Here is a 19,966-nt window from a genome sequence, read left to right as displayed (position 1 = left end):
CCGATGTTCCGACGGCTGCCGCTGCGTAATCGCCCGACAGGCCGGTCTAAGGCGCCACGGCGTGGCGGCCGGGCTTCGCCTTCAGCTTCAGCTCCTCGATATCCTGGCGCTCGCGCGGCGTGTTGCGCATGAGCTGGTCCTTGCCCGGAGCGTATTGCGCCGGCTGCATCGCATCGACGCCGTACCAGGCCGCCGCGCGCAGCACGAAGGACGGGTCGGCGAGATGGGGCCGGCCCAGCGCGACGAGATCGGCACGGCCAGAGGCGACGATCGTGTTGGCCTGATCGGCTGTCGTGATGTTGCCGACGCACATGGTCGCGACCCGCGCCTCGTTGCGGATCTGGTCCGAGAAGGGCGTCTGGAACATCCGGCCGTAGAGCGGGCGCGATTCCCGCACCGTCTGGCCGGTGGAGACGTCGACGAGGTCGCAGCCCTCGGCCGCGAAGGCCTCGGCGATCGCGACGGAGTCCTCGGGCGACAGGCCTCCTTGCGCCCAGTCGGTCGCGGAGATGCGCACCGACATCGGCTTTTCGCGCGGCCAGACCTCGCGCAGCGCCCGGAAGATCTCGAGCGGATAGCGCAGGCGGTTCTCGACCGAGCCGCCATAGGCATCGCTGCGCAGGTTGGTCAGCGGCGAGAGGAAGCTCGCCAAAAGATAGCCATGGGCGCAGTGGAGTTCGAGCATGTCGAAACCGGCGCGGGCGCCGCGCTCGGCTGCGGCGACGAACTGCGCCTTGACCCGATCCATGTCGGCGCGGTCCATCTCGCGCGGCACCTGGCTTTCCGGATAGTAGGGCAAGGGAGACGCGGAGACGATCGGCCAGGCGCCGTCCGTGAGCGGCCTGTCCATGCCCTCCCACATCAGCCTCGTCGCGCCCTTGCGCCCGGCATGGCCGAGCTGGAGGCAGATCTTCGCCGCCGAGTTGGCGTGAACGAAACCGACGATCCGGGTCCAGGCGGCTTCCTGCGCATCGGTCCAGAGGCCCGCGCAGCCCGGCGTGATGCGGGCGTCTTCCGCGACGCAGGTCATTTCGGTGACAATCAGGCCGGGGCCACCGATGGCGCGCGAGCCGTAATGCATCAGGTGCCAGTCGCCCGGCAGGCCTTCATCGGCGGAGTACTGGCACATCGGCGCGAGAACCATGCGGTTCTCGATCTGCATCTCGCGAAGCTTGAGCGGCTGGAAGGCCGGCGGCACGGGCGTCCCGTCCTTGCGGCGGCGGGCAAGCTCGCCGAGCTCACCGGCGACCATCTCGTCGACCTTCGCGACCATCTCCGGCGCGCGCAGCGCCAGATTGTCATAGGTGATGGCCTTGGAGCGCGTCATCAGGCCGAAGGCGAAGCGCAGGGGCTTGAAATCCCAGAAGCGCTTGAGCTGCTCGAACCAGACCAGCGAGACATCGGCCGCATGCTGGGTCTTCTCGACCTCCTCGCGCCGCGTGCGCTCGAACAGCGCCAGCGCCTCGGTCACATGCAGGCCGGCCTTGTGGAAGGCCTTGTGCAGGCCGATCGCATCCTCCATTGCGAGCTTGGTGCCGGAGCCGATCGAGTAATGCGCGGTCGCCTTGGCATCACCCAACAGGACGACGTTCTCGACGACCCAGTTGCGGCAGCGGATCATCGGGAAGTTGCGCCAGAGCGAGCGGTTGGTAATCAGCCGGTGGCCCTGAAGCTCGTCGGCGAAGACGCCTTCGAGGAAGGCTGCCGACGCGGTTTCGTCCATGGCGCCGAGACCGGCTCTGGCGAAGGTCTCGGGGTCGGTTTCCAGCACCCAGGTCGAGCGCCCGGCCTCGTACTGATAGCAATGCGCGATGAAGACGCCGTACTGCGTCTGCTTGAAGAAGAAGGTGAAGGCGTCGAAAGGCCGCGTCGAGCCCATCCAGGTGAAGTGATTGGGGCGCAGATCCACTTCCGGCTGGAAACGGTCGCGCCAGCCCTCGCGGATGCGGCTGTTGATGCCGTCCGAGCCGACGACGAGATCGTAGTCCGCTTTGAGCGTCTCGATGTCGGCCGCCTCCTCGCCGAAGCGCAGGGAGACGCCGAGTTCGCGAGCGCGATCCTGGACCAGCATCAGCAGCGAGCGGCGCGAGCAGCCGCAGAAGCCGTTGCCCGAGACGCGGTGGACGCTGTCCTTGAAGTGGATTTCGATATCGTCCCAGTATGCGAAATTGTCGCGGATCGCGGCGTAGCTGGCCTCGTCGGCCGCCTTGAAGATGTCGAGCGTCTGATCGGAGAAGACGACGCCGAAGCCGAAGGTGTCGTCGGGCTGGTTGCGCTCGAACACCGTGATGTCGAGATCGGGCCAGTCCCGCTTCATCAGGAGCGCGAAGTAGAGCCCCGCAGGCCCGCCGCCGACCACCGCGATACGCATCTGAAGTCCCTCTCCCGAACCGAGTGCAAAATTATTTTAGGCCTAAAATAATTTTTGCTCAAGCGACTGCCTTTTCGCCTTGACCGAGATCAAACGACGCAGGCTTCGCGCCGTCGATAGGCGCTCTATGCATCGTTTTGGTATACTGCCAGCGCCTCGGACCCGCTCTTCACAGCCGCTTGCAAAATGCTTTAGACCTAAAATATATTGGCGCATCGGGAGGCGGATCGGATGCTCCTTTCAGGGCGGCACGCGGTGGTGACGGGTGGGGGACGCGGGATCGGCCGCGCCATTGCCGCGACGCTGGGGCGCCATGGCGCGCATGTCTCGATCATCGGGCGGGACGAGGCTGCGCTGGCCGAAACCTGCAAGGCCGGCGACGCCGACGGTTATGCGGTCTGCGATGTCTCCGACGAGACCGCCATGGCTGCTGCCATCGCGAAGCTGGCGGAGGCTTCGCCGATCGCCGTCGCCATCGCCAATGCCGGTGCCGTCGAGACCGGCCCCTTCCTGCGCAGCTCGGCCGAGCGGTTCCGCCGACTGAACGAAATCAACCTGATCGGCACGGTCAACCTGTTCCATGCCGCCCTGCCCGGCATGATCGAGCGCGGTAATGGCCGGCTGATCGCCATCGCCTCGACCGCCGGGCATCGCGGCTACGCTTACGTCTCGGCTTATGTCGCGGCCAAGCATGCGGTTGTCGGGCTGGTGAAGTCGCTGGCGCTGGAAACGGCGCGCTCGGGCATCACCGTCAACGCCATCTGCCCGGGCTATGCCGACACCGACATGGTCGCTGGTGGCATCGAGACCATCGTCGCCAAGACCGGCGCGACGCGCGAACAGGCGCTGGCCGAGATGGTCCGGGCCAATCCGCAGGGCCGCCTCATCGCACCCGACGAGATTGCCGCCGCCGTGCTCTATCTGTGCGGGGCGGGCAGCGCGTCGGTCACCGGCCAGTCGCTGATGATCAATGGCGGGGAGTTCTGAGATGGAACCGACCTCCTCCGGCCTCGTCCTCGACCGCGAGACCAAGGCCAGCGAACGTCCCGGCGACCACAAGGACGAACTGCGGCTCTGGCTGCGGATGCTGACCTGCTCGACCCTGATCGAGACCGAGATCCGCAACCGCCTGCGCGAGGAGTTCAAGACGACGCTGCCGCGCTTCGACCTGATGGCGCAGCTCGACAAGTCGAGTGCCGGCATGACCGTCGGCGAGGTCTCGCAGCGGCTGATGGTCTCGAACGGCAATGTCACGGCGGTCGTCGCCGGGCTGCTCGCCGACGGGCTCGTCGACAAGCGGGCCGCGACGCAGGACCGGCGCGTGCAGGTGCTGACGCTGACGGCGCAGGGCCGCAAGGCTTTCAAGGCGATGGCCGAGCGGCATGAGGGCTGGATCGCCGAGCTCTTCGCCGGGCTCGATCAGCCGGAAATCGGGCAGCTCTTCCGCCTGCTCGGGAACACCAAGACCTCTCTGCATCGCGCCATCTCCGCGCGCAGCGCCCAAGCGAACGATGCCGGCATGAGCGACGCCGGCAAGGGAAACGCCTGATGACCAGCCTCGCCAACGCCACGATCCTACCGCTGGCGGAATTCCAGCCGTCGCATTTCGCGCTGTCCGCCGTCGGCAAGGTCGCGACGGTGACGCTGAACCGGCCTGAGAAAAAGAATCCGCTGACCTTCGCAAGCTACCGCGAGCTCACCGATTTCTTCCTCGCCGCGCAGAAGGACGAGCAGGTCAAGGCGATCGTGGTGACGGGCGCCGGCGGCAACTTCTCCTCCGGTGGCGACGTCTTCGAGATCATCGGACCGCTGGTCGCGATGGAGACCAAGGAGCTGCTGAAATTCACCCGGATGACCGGCGATCTGGTCAAGGCGATCCGGGCCTGCCCGCAGCCGGTGATCGCGGCCATCGACGGGATCTGCGCCGGTGCGGGCGCCATCATCGCGATGGCGTCGGATCTGCGGTTCGGCACGGCCGAGAGCAAGATCGCCTTCCTGTTCAACCGCGTGGGCCTGGCCGGCTGCGACATGGGCGCCTGCGCGATGCTGCCGCGCATCGTCGGCCAGGGCCGCGCGGCCGAACTGCTCTACACCGGCCGCGTGTTGCGCGGCGACGAGGCCGAGCGCTGGGGCTTCCTCAACCGTCTCCTGTCCAGGGATGTCGTGCTGGCCGAGGCGCAGACGCTCGCGGCCGAACTGGCCGATGGGCCGACCTTCGCCAACGCCATGACCAAGCGCATGCTGGAGATGGAATGGGCGATGTCGGTCGAGAGCGCGATCGAGGCGGAGGCCGTGGCGCAGGCTCTATGCATGCAGACCGAGGATTTCGCCCGCGCCTACCACGCCTTCGCAGGCAAGCAGAAGCCGGTCTTCGAGGGCAACTGAGATGAGCGCGGCACATCTCGACGGGATCCTGCAGGACACGCTGGACTGGCCGTTCTTCGAGGACCGGCATCGCCGCTTCGCCGCCGAGCTGTCGGCTTGGGCCGACGCCACCCTGCCCGGCCTGCCGCATGATGATGTCGATGCTGCCTGCCGGGCGCGCGTCACGGCGCTGGGCGAAGGCGGTTTCCTGCGCGCGGCCGTGCCGGAGGCCTATGGCGGCCTCACGCCCACGCTCGATGTCCGCACGCTCTGCCTCGCCCGCGAGATCCTGGCGGCGCGTGACGGGCTCGCCGATTTCGCCTTCGCGATGCAGGGGCTCGGTACGGGAGCGATCACCGTCGCGGGCTCCGAGGCGATGAAGGCGCGCATCCTGCCGGGCGTCTGCGAGGGGGCGCGGATCGCAGCCTTCGCGCTCTCGGAAAAGGAAGCGGGCTCGGATGTCGCCGCGATGGCGACCACCGCCACGCCCGACGGCAACGACCATGTCCGGATCGACGGCGAGAAGAGCTGGATCTCGAATGGCGGCATCGCCGACCACTACGTCGTCTTCGCCCGCACCGGCGAGGCACCCGGCGCGCGAGGCCTGTCGGCCTTCCTGGTCGAGGCGGATACGCCGGGCCTGAACATCGCCGAGCGGATCGAGGTGATCGCGCCGCATCCGCTGGCGACGTTGCGGTTCGAGGGCTGCCGCGTGCCGATCGGGAACAGGATCGGTGGCCCCGGCGACGGCTTCAAGGTGGCGATGGCGACGCTGGATATCTTCCGCTCGACGGTTGGCGCAGCCGCGCTCGGCTTTGCCAGGCGCGCGCTGCACGAGACAATCGCGCACGCCAATGCCCGCAAGCTCTTCGGCGGCACGCTCGGAGATCTCCAGCTCTCGCAGGCCGCCATCGCCGACAGCGCGGCGCAGGTCGATGCCGCCGCGCTGCTGGTCTACCGCGCCGCCTGGACCAAGGATCGCGGCGCCCCGCGCGTCACCCGCGAGGCTGCGCTCGCCAAACTCGTCGCGACAGAGAACGCTCAAGCCGTGATCGACCGGGCCGTCCAGATCCATGGCGGGCTCGGCGTCACCAAGGGCGTCAAGGTGGAAGAATTGTACCGGGAGATCAGGGCGTTGCGGATCTATGAGGGGGCATCGGAAGTCCAGAAGGTCGTGATCGCGCGCGACCTGCTGAAATCCGCGCGCTGAGACAGAGGGGGGACGGCAATGGACTTCCTGCGCTCCGGCCATATCGACAGCTTCACGCGTGACAACCTGCCGCCACCCGAGCAGTGGCCGCAGATAGACCTCGACAAGGCCGGCCTGTCCTATCCGCAGCGGCTGAACGCCGTGACCGAACTGGTCGACGACCATGTCGCCCAAGGGCGCGGCGCCCGCACCGCGATCATCGGCGACCATCTCGTCTGGAGCTATGCCGAGCTGGCGCAGCGCATCAACCGCATCGCCAACGTGCTGACGCGCGATCTGGGCATGCTGCCGGGCAACCGTGTGCTGCTGCGCGCCGCCAACACGCCGATGATGGTCGCGGCCTATCTCGCAGTGATCAAGGCCGGCGGCGTCGTGGTCGCGACCATGCCGATGCTGCGCGCGGTCGAGCTGGTCTATCCGATCCGCAAGGCCAGGATCGCGCTCGCCCTGTGCGACCATCGGCTTCTCGGCGAATTGGAGACGGCCCAGGCGCAGGCGCCCGAGCTTATGCGCATCGTCGCCTTCGGCGTGTGGGGCTGCGAGCTTGACACGCTGATGGCGCAGCCGGGCTACGAGCATTTCGAGCCCGTCGATACGTCGAGCGACGATGTGTGCCTGATCGGCTTCACCTCGGGCACGACGGGAGAGCCCAAGGGCACGATGCATTTCCAGCGCGATCTGCTGGTGATCTGCGACGCTTATGGCGCGAAGGTCCTGAAGGCGTCCCCGCAGGACCGCTTCATCGGCTCGGCGCCGCTGGCCTTCACCTTCGGGCTCGGCGGCATGGTGCTGTTTCCCTTCCGGATCGGCGCCACCGCCGTGCTGCCCGACAAGACCGGACCGGCCGACCTGATCGACGCCATCGAGCGCCACAAGGCCAGCGTGATCTTCACCGCGCCGACCGCCTATCGCGCCGTGCTCGACAAGCTGGACGGGCGGGACATCTCCTCGCTGCGGATCTGCGTCTCGGCCGGCGAGACGCTGCCCAAGCCCGTCTTCGACGCCTGGCTCGCGAAGACGGGACTGCCGCTGATGGACGGCATCGGTGCCACCGAGATGCTGCACATCTTCATCGCGGCGCCGCGCGAGGCGATCCGACCCGGCTCGACCGGCCTGCCGGTGCCGGGATACGAGGCGAAAATCGTCGATGACGAGGGCGGCGAGGTTCCAGACGGGACGCCCGGACGGCTCGCCGTGCGCGGGCCGATCGGCTGCCGCTATCTCGCCGACGAACGCCAGTTCAACTATGTCCAGAACGGCTGGAACGTCACCGGCGACAGCTATATCCGCGATGCGGACGGCTATTTCTGGTATCAGGCCCGCTCCGACGACATGATCATTTCGTCGGGCTACAACATCGCCGGACCAGAGGTCGAAGCCTGCCTGCTGGCGCATCCCGATGTGATGGAATGCGGCGTGGTCGCAGCGCCCTGCCCCGAGCGCGGCAGCATCGTGAAGGCCTATGTCGTGCTGCGCGAGGGCGTCAGAGGCGACGCGGCGATGCTCAAGACCTTGCAGGACCATGTTAAGGCCGGTATCGCGCCCTACAAATATCCCCGCGCGATCGACTTCGTCCCCGCTTTGCCAAAGACCGCCAGCGGCAAGCTGCAGCGCTTCGCCTTGCGCCGGATGGCGCAAAACGATGGTTGAAGCCTGATCCTGGTTAGAAGCAAAAGCGCGTCGTCATCCCGGGCGACCAAAGGGAGACCCGGGATCCATTCCGGAACGCTGCTCGGCAAGGTTCCGGAATGGATCCCGGATTTCCGCTTCGCTGCATCCGGGATGACGGCGCGCTATTCATCGAACAACAACCTGACGGCACCTGAAGCCGGCCGAACCGAGGCGACGCCCATGTCGAGTGAAACCCTGTCCCGTGCCATCCTGCCCGAGGGCTGGTCCGTGCCGCGCGGCTACGCCAACGGCATGGTGGCGGAGGGCCGGGTGCTGGTGACGGGCGGCCTCGTCGGCTGGAACGAGAACGGCGTCTTCGCCAGGGGATTCCTGCCGCAGCTCCGGCAGACGCTGGTCAACATCAAGGCGGTGGTCGAGGCTGGCGGCGGGCGCGTCGAGGATATCGTGCGGTTGACCTGGTACGTCACCGATATCGCGGCCTATCGCGCCAGCCTGAAAGAGATGGGGCCGGTCTATCGCGAGGTTCTCGGCCGACATTTCCCGACGATGGCCGTGGTGCAGGTCGTCTCGCTGGTCGAGCCCGAGGCGATGATCGAGATCGAGGCAACCGCGGTGCTCGCCGGCTGACGCCCCATCGCAGCGACAACTAGGTTTCCGATTGTTTCACAACGGAAAGGTGAAACGTCCGGTAACCAAGTTTCTCGCGGCACCGTCGCCGCCTTAGCCTTCGGGCATGGACTGCGGGCTGAAACTCCTCGCGCCGCCATCCGGCGGTGACGCGATGGAGACCGACCATGTCCAGCATCAGCGGCGTCGGTGGCGGATACCGCCCGCCCCCGCCCAAACCACCGAGCTTCGACACACTCGACAGTGACACCAGCGGCGCACTCAGCCTCGACGAATTCAAGACCGGCGCGCCGAAGGGCGCCGATAGCGCCAAGGCCAGTGCCAGGAGCGAGGAGCTCTTCAAGGCGATCGATAGCGACAGCGACGGTTCGGTCACCAAGGAAGAGTCCGACGCCTTCAAGGCGAAGGCCGAGAAGGCTCAGCAGCAGCTGCAGTCCTTCCTGTTCGGGCTGCAGACCGATGGCACCAGCGAGACCGGCGCGACGGAGGAGAGCGACGACGAGACGGATATCTTCGCCCAGCTCGATGCCAACGCGGATGGCGGCATCGCCAAGGACGAGTTCCTCTCGGCGCTGTCCTCGGGAACGCAGACCTCCAGCGACTTGCTGAGCAAGCTGTTCGAGGCGATCGATTCCGACAAGGACGGCTCGGTCTCGAAGGAGGAGCAGAGCTCGTTCCAGCAGGCGCTCGAGAAGCGCGGCCGGCCGTCTGGTCCGCCGCCTGGCCCCCCGCCGTCCAGCGCCTCACAGGCCTATGACAGCACCTACCAGTTGGGCGCGTCGAACGCGTCCGGCACGGCCTATTCGCAGGCGGCCTGAGCCAGCCCGCCTTATGAACGCCGGTCAGCAGAAGGCTGGCCGGCGCTCCTCAGATCGAGAGCGCCTCAAGCCTCTCGTCAGATCCCGCGCGTCGCACCGCCGTCGATGCGGATCTTGGCGCCCGTGACATAGCTCGCCTTCTCGCTGGCGAGGAAGGTCACCACATCGGCAAATTCCTGCGCCGTGCCGTAGCGACCAGCCGGAATCGTCGCCTGCGAGGTCTTGGCGGCCTGCTCGAGCGTGGTGCCGGCGCGATCGGCGGCGGCCTTGTCGAGCTGGTCGACCCGCTCGGTGTGGATGCGACCGGGAAGCACGACATTGACCGTGACGCCCTGCCCCGCCACTTCGGCGGCGAGCGTCTTGGACCAGCCGACGACGGCGGCGCGGATGCCGTTCGACAGCGCGAGGCGCGGAATCGGCTGCTCGACGCCCGACGAGGCGATGGTGATGATCCGGCCGAAGCCGCGCTCGACCATGCCCGGCAGAACGCCCTGCGCCAGATGGAAGAGATTGGCGGCCATAGGTTCGAAATGCTTCAGCCAATCGTCCCGCCCGGCCTCACGGGCCTCGGCCGGCGGCGGGCCGCCCGAATTGCCGATCAGGATATCGACGCCGCCGGCATCCCTGAGCACGCCAACCAGCGAATCGACCGAGGCGAGATCAGCCAGATCGAGGCTCGCCGCAAAAATGCGGCCGCGGATCTCCTCGGGGCATTTGCTGACCCAGGCATCGGTTGCCGCGACATTGCGAGCGGCGGCGATCACCGAGGCGCCCTCGGCCGCGAGCGTGCGGGCGATGGCCGCGCCAAGGCCACGGCTCGCACCCAGCACCAGCGCGCGCTTGTCGTGAAGGCCGAGATCCATGGTTTTCTCCGTCGCGTCGGCGCAGCGGCATCGCGGCGCATCATTGCCACGCTGATAGCCGCTGAAACTCGAGGAGGGAATGCCGCTTACCCTCGATCTGGCCTATCGTTTGATTGACAGCGACGTATGCGCCGTCGAAAGTTGTGCGAAATCAGAATAATAGTGCGGTAATCGCACATATATGGGAGGTTATCATGACGACATCACTTGGATTCTCGCGCCGGGCGCTGATCGCGATCGCAGGCGCCGCGATGCTGCTGGTGCCTGCGCTGGCGCAAGCGCAGGCACAGACCGTCAAGATCGGGCTGATCCTGCCGATGACCGGCCCGTTCGCTTCGACCGGGCGCCAGATCGAAGCCGCCGCCAAACTCTATATGGCCCAGAAGGGCGCGACCGTCGCCGGCAAGACGGTCGAACTGATCGTCAAGGACGACACCGGCACGCCGGACGTGACGCGTCGCATCGCGCAGGAGCTTCTGGTCAACGACAAGGTCAGCTTTCTGGCCGGCTTTGGGCTGACCCCGCTCGCCTTCGCGGTCGCGCCGCTGGCGACGCAGTCGAAGACACCGCTGATCGTGATGGCGGCAGCGACCTCCTCGATCACCGAGCAGTCGCCCTTCGTGGTGCGCACCTCCTTCACCCTGCCGCAGGTGACAATCGGCATCGCCGACTGGGCGGCGAAGAACGGCGTCAAGAAGGCGATGACGCTGGTCTCCGACTATGGTCCCGGAATCGATGCCGAGAAGGCCTTCAAGGAGCGGCTCACCGCCGCCGGCGGCGAGGTCGTCGGCGAAGTTCGCATACCCCTGCGCAACCCCGACTTCTCGCCCTTCCTGCAGCGGGTCGCCGACACCAAGCCCGATGCGCTGTTCGTCTTCGTGCCCTCGGGCGCCGGCTCTCAGTTCATGAAGCAGTTCGTCGAGCGCGGGCTCGACAAGTCCGGCGTGCGGCTGATCGCGACCGGCGACGTCACCGATGACGACATCGTCGACAGCATGGGCGATGTCGCGCTCGGCACTATCACCACGCATCACTATTCGGCGGCGCATCCGTCAGCGGAGAACAAGGCTTTCGTCGAGGCCTTCCGCAAGGCGGCCAATACGCGGCCGAACTTCATGGCCGTCGGCGGTTGGGACGGCATGCACCTGATCTACGAGGCGCTGAAGAAGACCAACGGCGCGACCGACGGCACGGCGCTGGTCGAGGCGATGAAGGGCATGGCCTGGACGAGCCCGCGCGGGCCAATCTCGATCGACGCCAAAACCCGCGACATCGTCCAGAACGTCTATGCCCGCAAGGTCGAGAAGGTCGATGGACAGCTCTACAATGTCGAGTTTTCGACCTTCGAGGCCGTGCCGGACCCGGTGAAGGCCGGGAAGTGATCGCCTGAAGGCGTTTCCCCAAAACGCCGTCGTCCCGGACAAGCCGCGTCAGCGGCGCCGATCCGGGATCCATGCCCGAACCGTTCAGGAATGGATCCCGGATCTCCGCTTCGCTGCGTCCGGGATGACAGCGCCATGATTTGAGACCGTCGTTGCGGAGCCCCTGCCCTTGCTGACCATCCTGTTCGACGGCGTCGCCTATGGCATGCTGCTCTTCGTGCTGGCGGCGGGGCTGGCGGTCACGCTGGGGCTGATGAACTTCGTCAACCTGGCGCATGGCGCCTTCGCCATGGCCGGGGGCTACGCCACCGTCGTGCTGATGAACCGGTTCGGGCTGCCGTTCCTGGCCTGCCTGCCGCTGGCCTTCCTGTTCAGCGCCGCGCTCGGGCTCTTGGCCGAACGCCTGCTCTATCGCCACATGTATGAGCGCAGCCATCTCGACCAGGTGCTGTTCTCGATCGGGCTCGTCTTCATGGCGATCGCGGCGACGGACTGGCTGATGGGCTCGCAGCAGCAGAGCGTGCGCCTGCCGGCCTGGCTGCAGGGCCGCATCATGATCGGCGAGGTCGGGATCGGGATCTACCGCCTTTTCATCGTGGTGATCTGCGGACTGATGGCGCTGGGGCTGCAATGGGTGCTGGCGAGGACGCGCTTCGGCAGCCAGCTGCGCGCCGCCGTCGACGACCGGCGGGTCGCGCGCGGGCTCGGCATTCCCGTCGGCAAGGTCTTCGCGATCACCTTCGCCTTCGGCTCCGGCCTGGCGGGATTGGGCGGCGCTCTCGGCGCCGAGATCGTCGGGCTCGACCCGACCTTCCCGCTGAAATTCATGCTCTACTTCCTGATCGTCGTGACGGTCGGAGGCACGTCGAGCCTGACCGGGCCACTATTGGCGGCGCTGCTGCTGGGCGTCGCGGATGTGATGGGCAAGTATCTCGTGCCGCAGCTCGGCGCCTTCATCATCTATGCGATGATGCTTGCCGTGCTGATGATCAGGCCTCAGGGCCTGTTCGCGCGGGGGCGCTGAGCGATGTCCCCCAGCCCCGTCCCGACGCCGCCATCGGCGGCCGAACCGCTCTCGCCATCGGCGTTCCTGCGCGCGAAATCGGCCTGGCGCTGGCCCGAAATCCTGTTCTGGCTCGGCGCCTTCGGGATGATCCTCCTGCTGCCGAACCGCCACCTGCTGCTGAACGAGATCGTCATCCTCGGGCTGTTTGCGCTCTCGCTCGACCTGATCCTCGGCTATGCCGGCATCGTTTCGCTGGGGCACGCCGCCTTCTTCGGCGTCGGCGCCTATGCGGCGGGCCTGCTGGCCAAGCATGGTATTTCGGAGCCTGTGACGGGGCTCGTGCTGTCGGGCACGGCCGCGGGTCTCGTCGGTCTGCTGGCGAGCTTCATGATCCTGCGCGGCACCGACCTGACGCGGCTGATGGTGACGCTGGGCGTCGCGCTGATCCTGCACGAACTCGCCAACCGGCTCGACTGGCTCACCGGCGGCGCCGATGGCCTGCTCGGCGTATCGGTCGGGCCGATCCTGGGGCGCTTCGACTTCGATTTCGCCGGGACCACGGCCTATGTCTACAGCCTGACGACGGCGTTCCTGCTGTTTTTGCTGGCGCGGCGGATCGTGCATTCGCCCTTCGGATTGTCGCTCAAGGCGCTGAAGGAGAACCGGCTGCGTGCCGCGACCATCGGCATCGCCCCGAACCGGCGGATCGTCGCGGTCTATACGCTGGCTGCGGTCTATGCCGGCATGGCGGGCGCGCTTTTGACCCAGACAACGCAGTTCGTCTCGCTGGAGGTGCTCGATTTCGCCCGCTCGGCCGATGCGCTTTTGGTTCTGGTCATCGGCGGCTCCGGCTATCTCTATGGCGGGCTGATCGGCGCCATCGCCTTCAAGCTGATGAAGGACACGCTGTCGGCGATGACGCCGGCCTACTGGATCTTCTGGATGGGCTTCATCCTGGTGATCCTCGTGCTGATCGGCCGCGACCGGCTGGTGGCGGGGCTGGCTCGTCCCTTCGCGCCGCTGCTGCGCCGGTTCGGAGGCCGCGAGCCATGACCGTTTCGGCATCCGCACCCGCCCTGCAGACGATCGGCCTGAGCAAAACCTTTGGCGGCTTCAAGGCCAATGCCGACATCTCGCTCAGCGTCGCGCGAGGCGCCCGTCACGCCCTGATCGGGCCCAACGGCGCCGGCAAAACCACCTTCATCAACCTGCTGACCGGGGTGCTGCCGGTCAGTTCGGGCACGATCGCGCTGATGGGCGAGGACATCACCGGCGTCAGCCAGCAGGGCCGGGTCAGGCGCGGCATGGCGCGGACCTACCAGATCAACCAGCTCTTCGCCGATCTCTCGCCGATCGAGACGGTCGGCCTCGCCATTGCCGAGCGGCAGGGCGCGGGCGCGCGCTGGTGGAGCCGGGTCGGCCAGAACAGCGCTGTGATCGACGAGGCCGAGGCCCTGCTCCTGCGGATGAAGCTCGGCGGCCTGATGACGCGGCGCACCGCGACCTTGCCCTATGGCAAGCAGCGCCTGCTGGAGATCGCGCTCGCCATGGCCTGCAAGCCGTCGTTGCTGCTGCTCGACGAGCCGGCCGCCGGCGTGCCCGAGGACGAGCGCCATGACGTGCTCGACAGCGTCGAGGCGCTGCCCGAGGACGTCACGGTGCTGCTGATCGAGCACGACATGGAGCTGGTGTTCTCCTTCGCCGACCGCATCTCGGTGCTGGTCCAGGGACAGCTTTTCGCCGAGGGCAGCGTGGAGGAGATTTCGACCGATCCGCGCGTCAGGTCCGTCTATCTCGGGGAGGACACGCATGTCTGATCTCCCCACATCCACTGCCCTGCTGGAGATCGAGGGGCTGGTCGCCGGGTATCGCGAGGCCATCGTCATCAACGGCCTGTCGCTGAAGCTGAGCGAGGGCGCGGCGCTGGCGCTGCTCGGGCGCAACGGCACCGGCAAGACCACGCTGATCGACACGATCATGGGGCTGACGCGCCATGTCGCCGGCACGATCCGGTTCAACGGCGAGGACATCACGCGGCTGCCGCCGGAGAAACGCGCCGCGATCGGCATCGGCTGGGTTCCGCAGGAGCGCAACATCTTCCGCTCGCTGACCGTCGAGGAGAACCTGACCGCCGTTCAGCGCGGCAGCGGCTGGAGCGTGGCGCGCGCCTACGCCCTGTTCCCGCGACTGGAGGAGCGCAGGCGCAATCTCGGCAACCAGTTGTCCGGCGGCGAGCAGCAGATGCTGGCGGTCGCGCGCGCGCTGATGCTCGACCCCAAGCTGCTGCTGCTCGACGAGCCGCTGGAGGGGCTCGCCCCGATCATCGTCGACGAATTGCTGGCGACGATCGCGAGGCTCAACCGCGAGGACGGGCTGACCACCATCCTGGTCGAGCAGAAGGCGCGCAAGATCCTGCCCTTCACCGACGAGGCGATCATCCTGGACCGGGGCGCGATCGTCCATGCGGCACGCTCCGACGCCCTTCTGGCCGACGAGGCAGCGATGGCCGCGCATCTCTCCGTCGCCGACAAGCCCGCCCGCATCAAGCGCACCATGCGAACCCAGACCACGACCGAACCGAGGACGAGCCCATGACCAGAACCACCCCTCCATTCCGCGCCGACATGGTCGGCAGCCTGCTGCGTAGCGCGCCGCTCAAGGATGCGCGTGAGAAGCACGCCGCAGGGACACTCGACCACGCCGCCTTCAAGGCGATCGAGGATGCCGAGATCGTCAAGCTGATCAAGAAGCAGGAGGCGATCGGCCTGCAGGGCATCACCGATGGCGAGTTCCGCCGGGCCTATTGGCATTTCGACTTCATGGAGGAGCTCGACGGCGTCGAGGCGATCACCGCCGATTCCGGCATGAACTTCAAGGGCGGCGTCGGCATCGCCAAGTCGCTGCGCATCGTCGGCAAGGTTGGCTTCAGCGGGCATCCGATGATCGAGCACTTCAGGTTCCTGAAGGCCAATGTCGCGGCGGGCTCGACCCCCAAAATGACCATTCCCGGCCCGAGCATGCTGCACTACCGGGGCGGCCGGAAGATGATCAATATGGGTGTCTATCCGCAGATGGAGGCGTTCTATGCCGATGTCGGTGCCGCCTATAACGGCGCAGTCCACGCCTTCTACGATGCCGGCTGCCGCTATCTCCAGCTCGACGACATCTCGTTTGCCTATCTCTGCGACCCGGCCCAGCGGGAGATGCTGCGCGAGCGCGGCGACGATCCGGAGCACCAGCCCGAGATCTATGCCGGCATGGTCCAGGCCGCGCTGAAGGACAAGCCGGCCGATCTTGCCATCACCATGCATCTCTGCCGCGGCAATTTCCGCTCGACCTTCATCGCGTCCGGCGGCTACGAGCCGATCGCCGATGTGCTGTTCAACACCATGCCGGTCGACGGCTATTTCATGGAATGGGACAATGACCGCTCCGGCGGCTTCGAGCCGCTGCGCTTCCTGCCCAAGGGCAAGCATGTCGTGCTCGGCCTCGTCACCTCCAAGACCGGCGTTCTGGAGAGCAAGGACGATCTCAAGCGGCGCATCGACGAGGCGTCGAAATTCGTCTCGCTCGACCAGCTCTGCCTGTCGCCGCAATGCGGCTTCGCCTCGACCGAGGAGGGCAACACGCTGGCCGAGGACGAACAGTGGCGCAAGCTCGAGCTGATCGTCGAGACGGCGCGGGAGGTTTGGGGCTGAACCAGCGGCGTGGCGGCGTCATTCTCGGGCGAAGCGTAGCGCAGACCCGAGAATCTCCGGCCGGATACGATACCAGAGTCTTCTGGTTTGAGAGATGCTCGGGTCAAGCCCGAGCATGACGTCGCGGGTTACGCCGCCGCCGTGAGCGCCTCTTCGGCGAGCACACAGCGCACCACCCTGCCCTCGCCGAGCTGGACCGCCGGCGGCAGGGCTGCCCGGCAGCGCTCCTGCACGAATTTGCAGCGCGGCGCGAAGGAGCAGGCGTTTGGCGGCTCGGTCAGGGCCGGCGGGGCTCCGGGGATCGCCTCCAGCCGCTCGCCCTTTCTGGCGCCGTGAAGGTTCGCGGCGAGCAGGCCCTTTGTGTAGGGGTGCCGCGGGTCGCGGATGAGTTCGCGCACAGTGCCGGTCTCGACGATCTGGCCGGCATACATCACAGCCAGCCGATCCGAGACCTCGACGGCGACGCCGATATCGTGGGTGACGAAGAGCATGCCCATGTTGAGGTCGCGCTGGAGCTGGCGCAGCAGCAGCAGGATCTGGATCTGCACGGTGGCGTCGAGCGCGGTCGTCGGCTCGTCGGCGAGCAGCAGCTTGGGGCGGGCCGCGAGCGCGAGCGCGATCATGGCGCGCTGGCGCATGCCGCCCGACATCTCATGCGGATAGGCTTTCAGCCGACGCGCCGGCGACGGGATGCGAACGAGTTCGAGCAGTTCCAGCGCGCGCGCCATCGCCGCCTTCTGCGAGAGCTTCTCATGGCGGACGATCGCCTCTGCGATCTGCTCGCCGACCGTGTAGACCGGGTCGAGCGCCAGCGCCGGGTCCTGGAAGATCATCGAGGTGACGGCGCCGCGATAATCCGACAAATCCTGCGGGTTCAGCGCCAGCACGTCGCGGCCATCGACGCGGACCGAGCCGCCGATATCGGTGCGGCTCTCGGGCAGCAGGCGCAGCAGCGTTTTCAGCGTCACGCTCTTGCCGGAGCCGGATTCGCCGAGGATGCCGAGCACCTTGCCGGGCTCCAGCGTCAGCGAAACGCCGTTGACGGCATGGACGGTCTGGGCGCCGCGAAAGCGCACGGTGAGGTTATCGATCGCGACGAGCGGGGTCACGCGGCAACCTCCAGGCTGGGCGCGCGGCTGTGGCCGGAGCCGGGAATCTCCATGTGGCAGGCGGCGCGGCGCGTGCCGTCCTCGCTCGCGGTCACGACCAGGGCCGGCTTCGCCTTGGAGCAGATCGTCTGCGCATGCGGGCAGCGCGGATGGAAGCGGCAGCCCTCGGGCGGATTGATCGGGTTCGGGGGATCGCCGGTGAGCGGCGCTTCCATCGTCCGGTTGTCGGGGTCCATCGACGGCATCGCCGAGAGCAGCGCCTTGGTATAGGGGTGGCGCGGATCGTTGTAGAGCTCCTCGACCGCGCCGATCTCCACGACCTCGCCGAGATACATCACCATGACGCGGTCGCTGATGAAGCGGACGACGTTGAGGTCGTGGCTGATGAAGATGTAGGTCAGGCCGAACTCCTCGCGCAGATCGGCAAGCAGGTTCAGAACCTGCGCCTCGACCGATTTGTCGAGCGCCGAGACGGCTTCATCGAGGATAACGAGGCGCGGGCCGAGTGCGAGCGCACGCGCGATGTTGACGCGTTGCCGCTGGCCGCCGGAGAGCTCATGCGGGTAGCGCGCGGCAAAACGGGCGGGGTCGAGGCCGACACGCTGGAGCAGGTCGCGCGCCTTGAGGATGGCGTTCGCCTTGGAGACGCCATGCACGGTCGGGCCGAAGGCGATCGAATCCTCGATGGTCAGGCGGGGGTTGAGCGAGGCGTATGAGTCCTGGAAGACCATCTGCGCCTGGCGGCGGTATTCCTTCAGGGTCAGATCCTTTCCGCCGACGATCTCGCCGTCGAACAGCATCTCGCCCTTGTCCTGCGGGATGAGCTGCATGACGACGCGCGCCGTCGTCGACTTGCCGCAGCCGGATTCGCCGACGACGCCGAGCGTCTCGCCCTTCATCACCGCGAAATCGACGCCGTCCACGGCGCGCACGACGGCACCGCCGCCGAGCGGGAAATGCTTGGTCAGGGTCTTCGCCTGCAGCAGCGGCGTGCCCGGGCCGCCGCGATCGGGATGGGGTTCGAGTGCCATGGTCAGCCCTTCACGTCCATCGCCGAGCGCAGACCGTCGGAGAGCAGGTTGAACGAGATCGAGGTGATGAAGATCGCAGCGCCGGGCAGCGCCGCCACCCAGGGCTGCACATAGATCGCGGTGCGCAGCGTGTTCAGCATCAAGCCCCATTCCGGCGTCGGCGGCTTGGTGCCGAGCCCCAGGAAGGACAGGCCCGAGGCCAGGATCATCGAGACCGAGATCAGGCTGGTGGCATAGACGAAGATCGGCCCCAGCACATTGCCGAGCACATGGACGCGGATGATCGTCAGGGCGTTGGCGCCGCTGGCACGGGCGGCCTCGACATAGTCCATGCCGCGCACCTGCGTCGTCACGCTCTCGGCGATGCGCGCGATCGGCGGGATGAAGACGATGGTGAGGGACAACAGCGAATTGGTGATGCCGGCCCCGAGCGCGCCCGACAGCGCGATCGCCAGCAGCACGGAGGGGAAGGCGTAGAAGACATCGACCGTGCGCATGGTGATGGTGTTGAACTTGCCGCCGAAGAAGCCTGCGGCGACGCCGATGACCGAGCCGAAGACGAAGGCGATGAAGACCGGCACGACGCCCATGAAGAGCGAGAGCCGCGCGCCATGGATCAGACGCGAGAGCATGTCGCGGCCGAGCTCGTCTGCGCCCAGCGGATAGCCGGGCGTGCCGATCGGGCGCAGGCGCCGCAGCATCGATGAGCGGGTCGGGTCGGCCGGCGCGATGTAGTCGGCGAAGATCGCCATGAGGATGATCGCCAGCACGACGAGGCCGGCGCCGACCGCGACCTTGTCCTTCTTGAACCGCCTGAAGACGCCGGCCCAGTAGCCGGGCGACTTCGCCAGCGGCGGCACGACGATCGCTGGGGCGCTTTCGGTGATCGCGGTCATCAGCGCCTCCTGACGCGCGGGTCGAGCAGACCCTGGAGGATGTCGACGAGCACGTTCAGGCCGACGAAGAACATCGCCAGGACGAGGATGGTGCCCTGGAGCAGCGGCAGGTCGCGCTGGAAGATGGCGTTGCCGAGGAGGAAGCCGGTGCCCGGCCAGGAGAACACGGTCTCGATCAGGATGGAACCGCCGAGCAGGTAGCCGAGCTGGAGGCCCATCACGGCGAGCGCAGTCGGCGCTGCGTTCTTCACGACATGCCTGAACACGCCGAAATCCATCAGGCCCTTGGCCCGAAGCGCCGGCACGAACTCCTGGTTCAGGATGTCGGCGACCAGCGCGCGCACGGTGCGGGCGATGATACCCATCGGGATCACCGACATCGTGATCGCCGGCAGGATCATGTAGCTGACATGCTCCCAGTTCCAGATCCAGGCAGCCGAGCCGCCCGGCCCCGCCCCGCCCGGCGGCAGCCAGCCGAGCTGCACCGAGAACACGATGACCATCACCATGCCCAGCCAGTAATGCGGCACGGAGACGCCGAGCACCGCCAGCATGGACGCGAACTTGTCGAGATAGGAGCCGCGGAAATAGCCGGCGACGAAGCCGAAGAAGCAGCCGAACAGGAAGCCGATCACCGTGGCGAGCCCCGCGATCAGCAAGGTATTGCCGACCGCGCGCCAGACCTCGGCCGCGACGGGACGCCCCGTGGCGATCGAGGTGCCGAGATCGCCCTGCAGCGCCTTCATCAGCCAGAGTCCGAACTGCACCGGCAGCGGCCGGTCGAAGCCGTAGATCTTGCGCAACTCGTCCTGCATCGCCTGCGAGGCGTCGGGCGGCAGCACCGAGGTCAGCGGATCGCCCGGCGCGATATGCACCAGCAGGAAACAGAACAGGCTGACGCCGAAGGCCACCGGCAGGACGTAGAGGATGCGCTTGGCGAGATAGCTCAGCATCGCGAA

At 67.0% G+C, this 19,966-nt stretch carries 19 protein-coding genes; 13 read left to right on the top strand and 6 right to left on the bottom strand.

Annotation, left to right across the window (positions count from 1 at the left end; all coding sequences use genetic code 11):
- Nucleotides 1-46: 46 nt before the first annotated feature.
- Nucleotides 47-2,371, bottom strand: coding sequence for a bifunctional salicylyl-CoA 5-hydroxylase/oxidoreductase (locus tag AE618_RS04125; RefSeq protein ID WP_054207786.1), 2,325 nt, complete (start codon nt 2,369-2,371; stop codon nt 47-49).
- A gap of 231 nt (nt 2,372-2,602) precedes the next feature.
- On the opposite strand from AE618_RS04125, the gene AE618_RS04120 reads away from it, so the two are divergent.
- The 7 genes from AE618_RS04120 (at nt 2,603) to AE618_RS04090 (ending at nt 9,022) form a co-directional block, all read left to right on the top strand.
- The gene (locus AE618_RS04120) at nt 2,603-3,358 is read left to right on the top strand and encodes an SDR family NAD(P)-dependent oxidoreductase (protein WP_054207785.1); all 756 of its coding nucleotides are present in this window, start codon (nt 2,603-2,605) and stop codon (nt 3,356-3,358) included.
- A 1-nt stretch (nt 3,359) separates the two neighbouring features.
- Complete coding sequence (locus AE618_RS04115; RefSeq protein WP_054207784.1) at nt 3,360-3,920, top strand: MarR family winged helix-turn-helix transcriptional regulator; 561 nt, start codon at nt 3,360-3,362, stop codon at nt 3,918-3,920.
- Nucleotides 3,920-4,756: an enoyl-CoA hydratase family protein gene (locus AE618_RS04110; RefSeq protein WP_054207783.1), complete on the top strand. Its 837-nt coding sequence runs from the start codon at nt 3,920-3,922 to the stop codon at nt 4,754-4,756. The genes AE618_RS04115 and AE618_RS04110 overlap by 1 nt, the downstream gene beginning before the upstream one ends.
- A 1-nt stretch (nt 4,757) precedes the next feature.
- Nucleotides 4,758-5,945, top strand: coding sequence for an acyl-CoA dehydrogenase family protein (locus AE618_RS27790; protein WP_054207782.1), 1,188 nt, complete (start codon nt 4,758-4,760; stop codon nt 5,943-5,945).
- Between the two features lie 18 nt (nt 5,946-5,963).
- Nucleotides 5,964-7,595: a benzoate-CoA ligase family protein gene (locus AE618_RS27785; RefSeq protein WP_054207781.1), complete on the top strand. Its 1,632-nt coding sequence runs from the start codon at nt 5,964-5,966 to the stop codon at nt 7,593-7,595.
- A 201-nt stretch (nt 7,596-7,796) separates the two neighbouring features.
- Nucleotides 7,797-8,204, top strand: coding sequence for a RidA family protein (locus AE618_RS04095; RefSeq protein ID WP_054207994.1), 408 nt, complete (start codon nt 7,797-7,799; stop codon nt 8,202-8,204).
- Between the two features lie 167 nt (nt 8,205-8,371).
- Nucleotides 8,372-9,022 (top strand): EF-hand domain-containing protein, encoded by a 651-nt coding sequence (locus AE618_RS04090; protein WP_054207780.1) that lies wholly within the window; start codon nt 8,372-8,374, stop codon nt 9,020-9,022.
- 77 nt (nt 9,023-9,099) lie between these two features.
- On the opposite strand, the gene AE618_RS04085 is transcribed toward AE618_RS04090, so the two are convergent.
- Entirely contained in the window at nt 9,100-9,885 is a 786-nt protein-coding gene (locus AE618_RS04085) for an SDR family oxidoreductase (protein ID WP_054207779.1), read from the bottom strand.
- A gap of 194 nt (nt 9,886-10,079) precedes the next feature.
- Between AE618_RS04085 and AE618_RS04080 the strand changes: the two genes are divergently transcribed.
- The 6 genes from AE618_RS04080 (at nt 10,080) to AE618_RS04055 (ending at nt 15,971) form a co-directional block, all read left to right on the top strand.
- Entirely contained in the window at nt 10,080-11,267 is a 1,188-nt protein-coding gene (locus AE618_RS04080; protein WP_054207778.1) for an ABC transporter substrate-binding protein, read from the top strand.
- Nucleotides 11,268-11,436: 169 nt separating this feature from the next.
- Entirely contained in the window at nt 11,437-12,291 is an 855-nt protein-coding gene (locus AE618_RS04075; RefSeq protein WP_054207777.1) for a branched-chain amino acid ABC transporter permease, read from the top strand.
- Nucleotides 12,292-12,417: 126 nt separating this feature from the next.
- On the top strand, nt 12,418-13,326 hold the full coding sequence (locus AE618_RS04070; RefSeq protein WP_248310757.1) for a branched-chain amino acid ABC transporter permease: 909 nt from the start codon (nt 12,418-12,420) through the stop codon (nt 13,324-13,326).
- Nucleotides 13,323-14,090 carry an ABC transporter ATP-binding protein gene (locus tag AE618_RS04065; protein WP_054207775.1) on the top strand — a complete coding sequence of 256 codons (768 nt, stop codon included), beginning with the start codon at nt 13,323-13,325 and terminating at the stop codon, nt 14,088-14,090. Before AE618_RS04070 ends, AE618_RS04065 begins: the two co-directional genes overlap by 4 nt.
- Nucleotides 14,083-14,868 carry an ABC transporter ATP-binding protein gene (locus AE618_RS04060; protein ID WP_082364982.1) on the top strand — a complete coding sequence of 262 codons (786 nt, stop codon included), beginning with the start codon at nt 14,083-14,085 and terminating at the stop codon, nt 14,866-14,868. Before AE618_RS04065 ends, AE618_RS04060 begins: the two co-directional genes overlap by 8 nt.
- Nucleotides 14,865-15,971 carry a 5-methyltetrahydropteroyltriglutamate--homocysteine S-methyltransferase gene (locus AE618_RS04055; protein WP_054207774.1) on the top strand — a complete coding sequence of 369 codons (1,107 nt, stop codon included), beginning with the start codon at nt 14,865-14,867 and terminating at the stop codon, nt 15,969-15,971. Before AE618_RS04060 ends, AE618_RS04055 begins: the two co-directional genes overlap by 4 nt.
- 128 nt (nt 15,972-16,099) lie before the next feature.
- Here AE618_RS04055 and AE618_RS04050 read toward each other — a convergent pair whose 3' ends face one another.
- The 4 genes from AE618_RS04050 to AE618_RS04035 are packed head-to-tail and all read right to left on the bottom strand — an operon-like array spanning nt 16,100 to nt 19,960.
- Complete coding sequence (locus tag AE618_RS04050) at nt 16,100-17,080, bottom strand: ABC transporter ATP-binding protein (RefSeq protein WP_054207773.1); 981 nt, start codon at nt 17,078-17,080, stop codon at nt 16,100-16,102.
- The gene (locus tag AE618_RS04045; protein ID WP_054207772.1) at nt 17,077-18,111 is read right to left on the bottom strand and encodes an ABC transporter ATP-binding protein; all 1,035 of its coding nucleotides are present in this window, start codon (nt 18,109-18,111) and stop codon (nt 17,077-17,079) included. Before AE618_RS04045 ends, AE618_RS04050 begins: the two co-directional genes overlap by 4 nt.
- A 2-nt stretch (nt 18,112-18,113) precedes the next feature.
- Complete coding sequence (locus AE618_RS04040) at nt 18,114-19,007, bottom strand: ABC transporter permease (RefSeq protein ID WP_054207771.1); 894 nt, start codon at nt 19,005-19,007, stop codon at nt 18,114-18,116.
- Entirely contained in the window at nt 19,007-19,960 is a 954-nt protein-coding gene (locus AE618_RS04035) for an ABC transporter permease (protein ID WP_054207770.1), read from the bottom strand. The genes AE618_RS04040 and AE618_RS04035 overlap by 1 nt, the downstream gene beginning before the upstream one ends.
- Nucleotides 19,961-19,966: the final 6 nt, after the last annotated feature.

Source organism: Allobosea vaviloviae (genome assembly GCF_001298265.1).
Classification (GTDB): domain Bacteria; phylum Pseudomonadota; class Alphaproteobacteria; order Rhizobiales; family Beijerinckiaceae; genus Allobosea; species Allobosea vaviloviae_B.
This window is presented reverse-complemented; position numbering and strand designations above follow the sequence as displayed.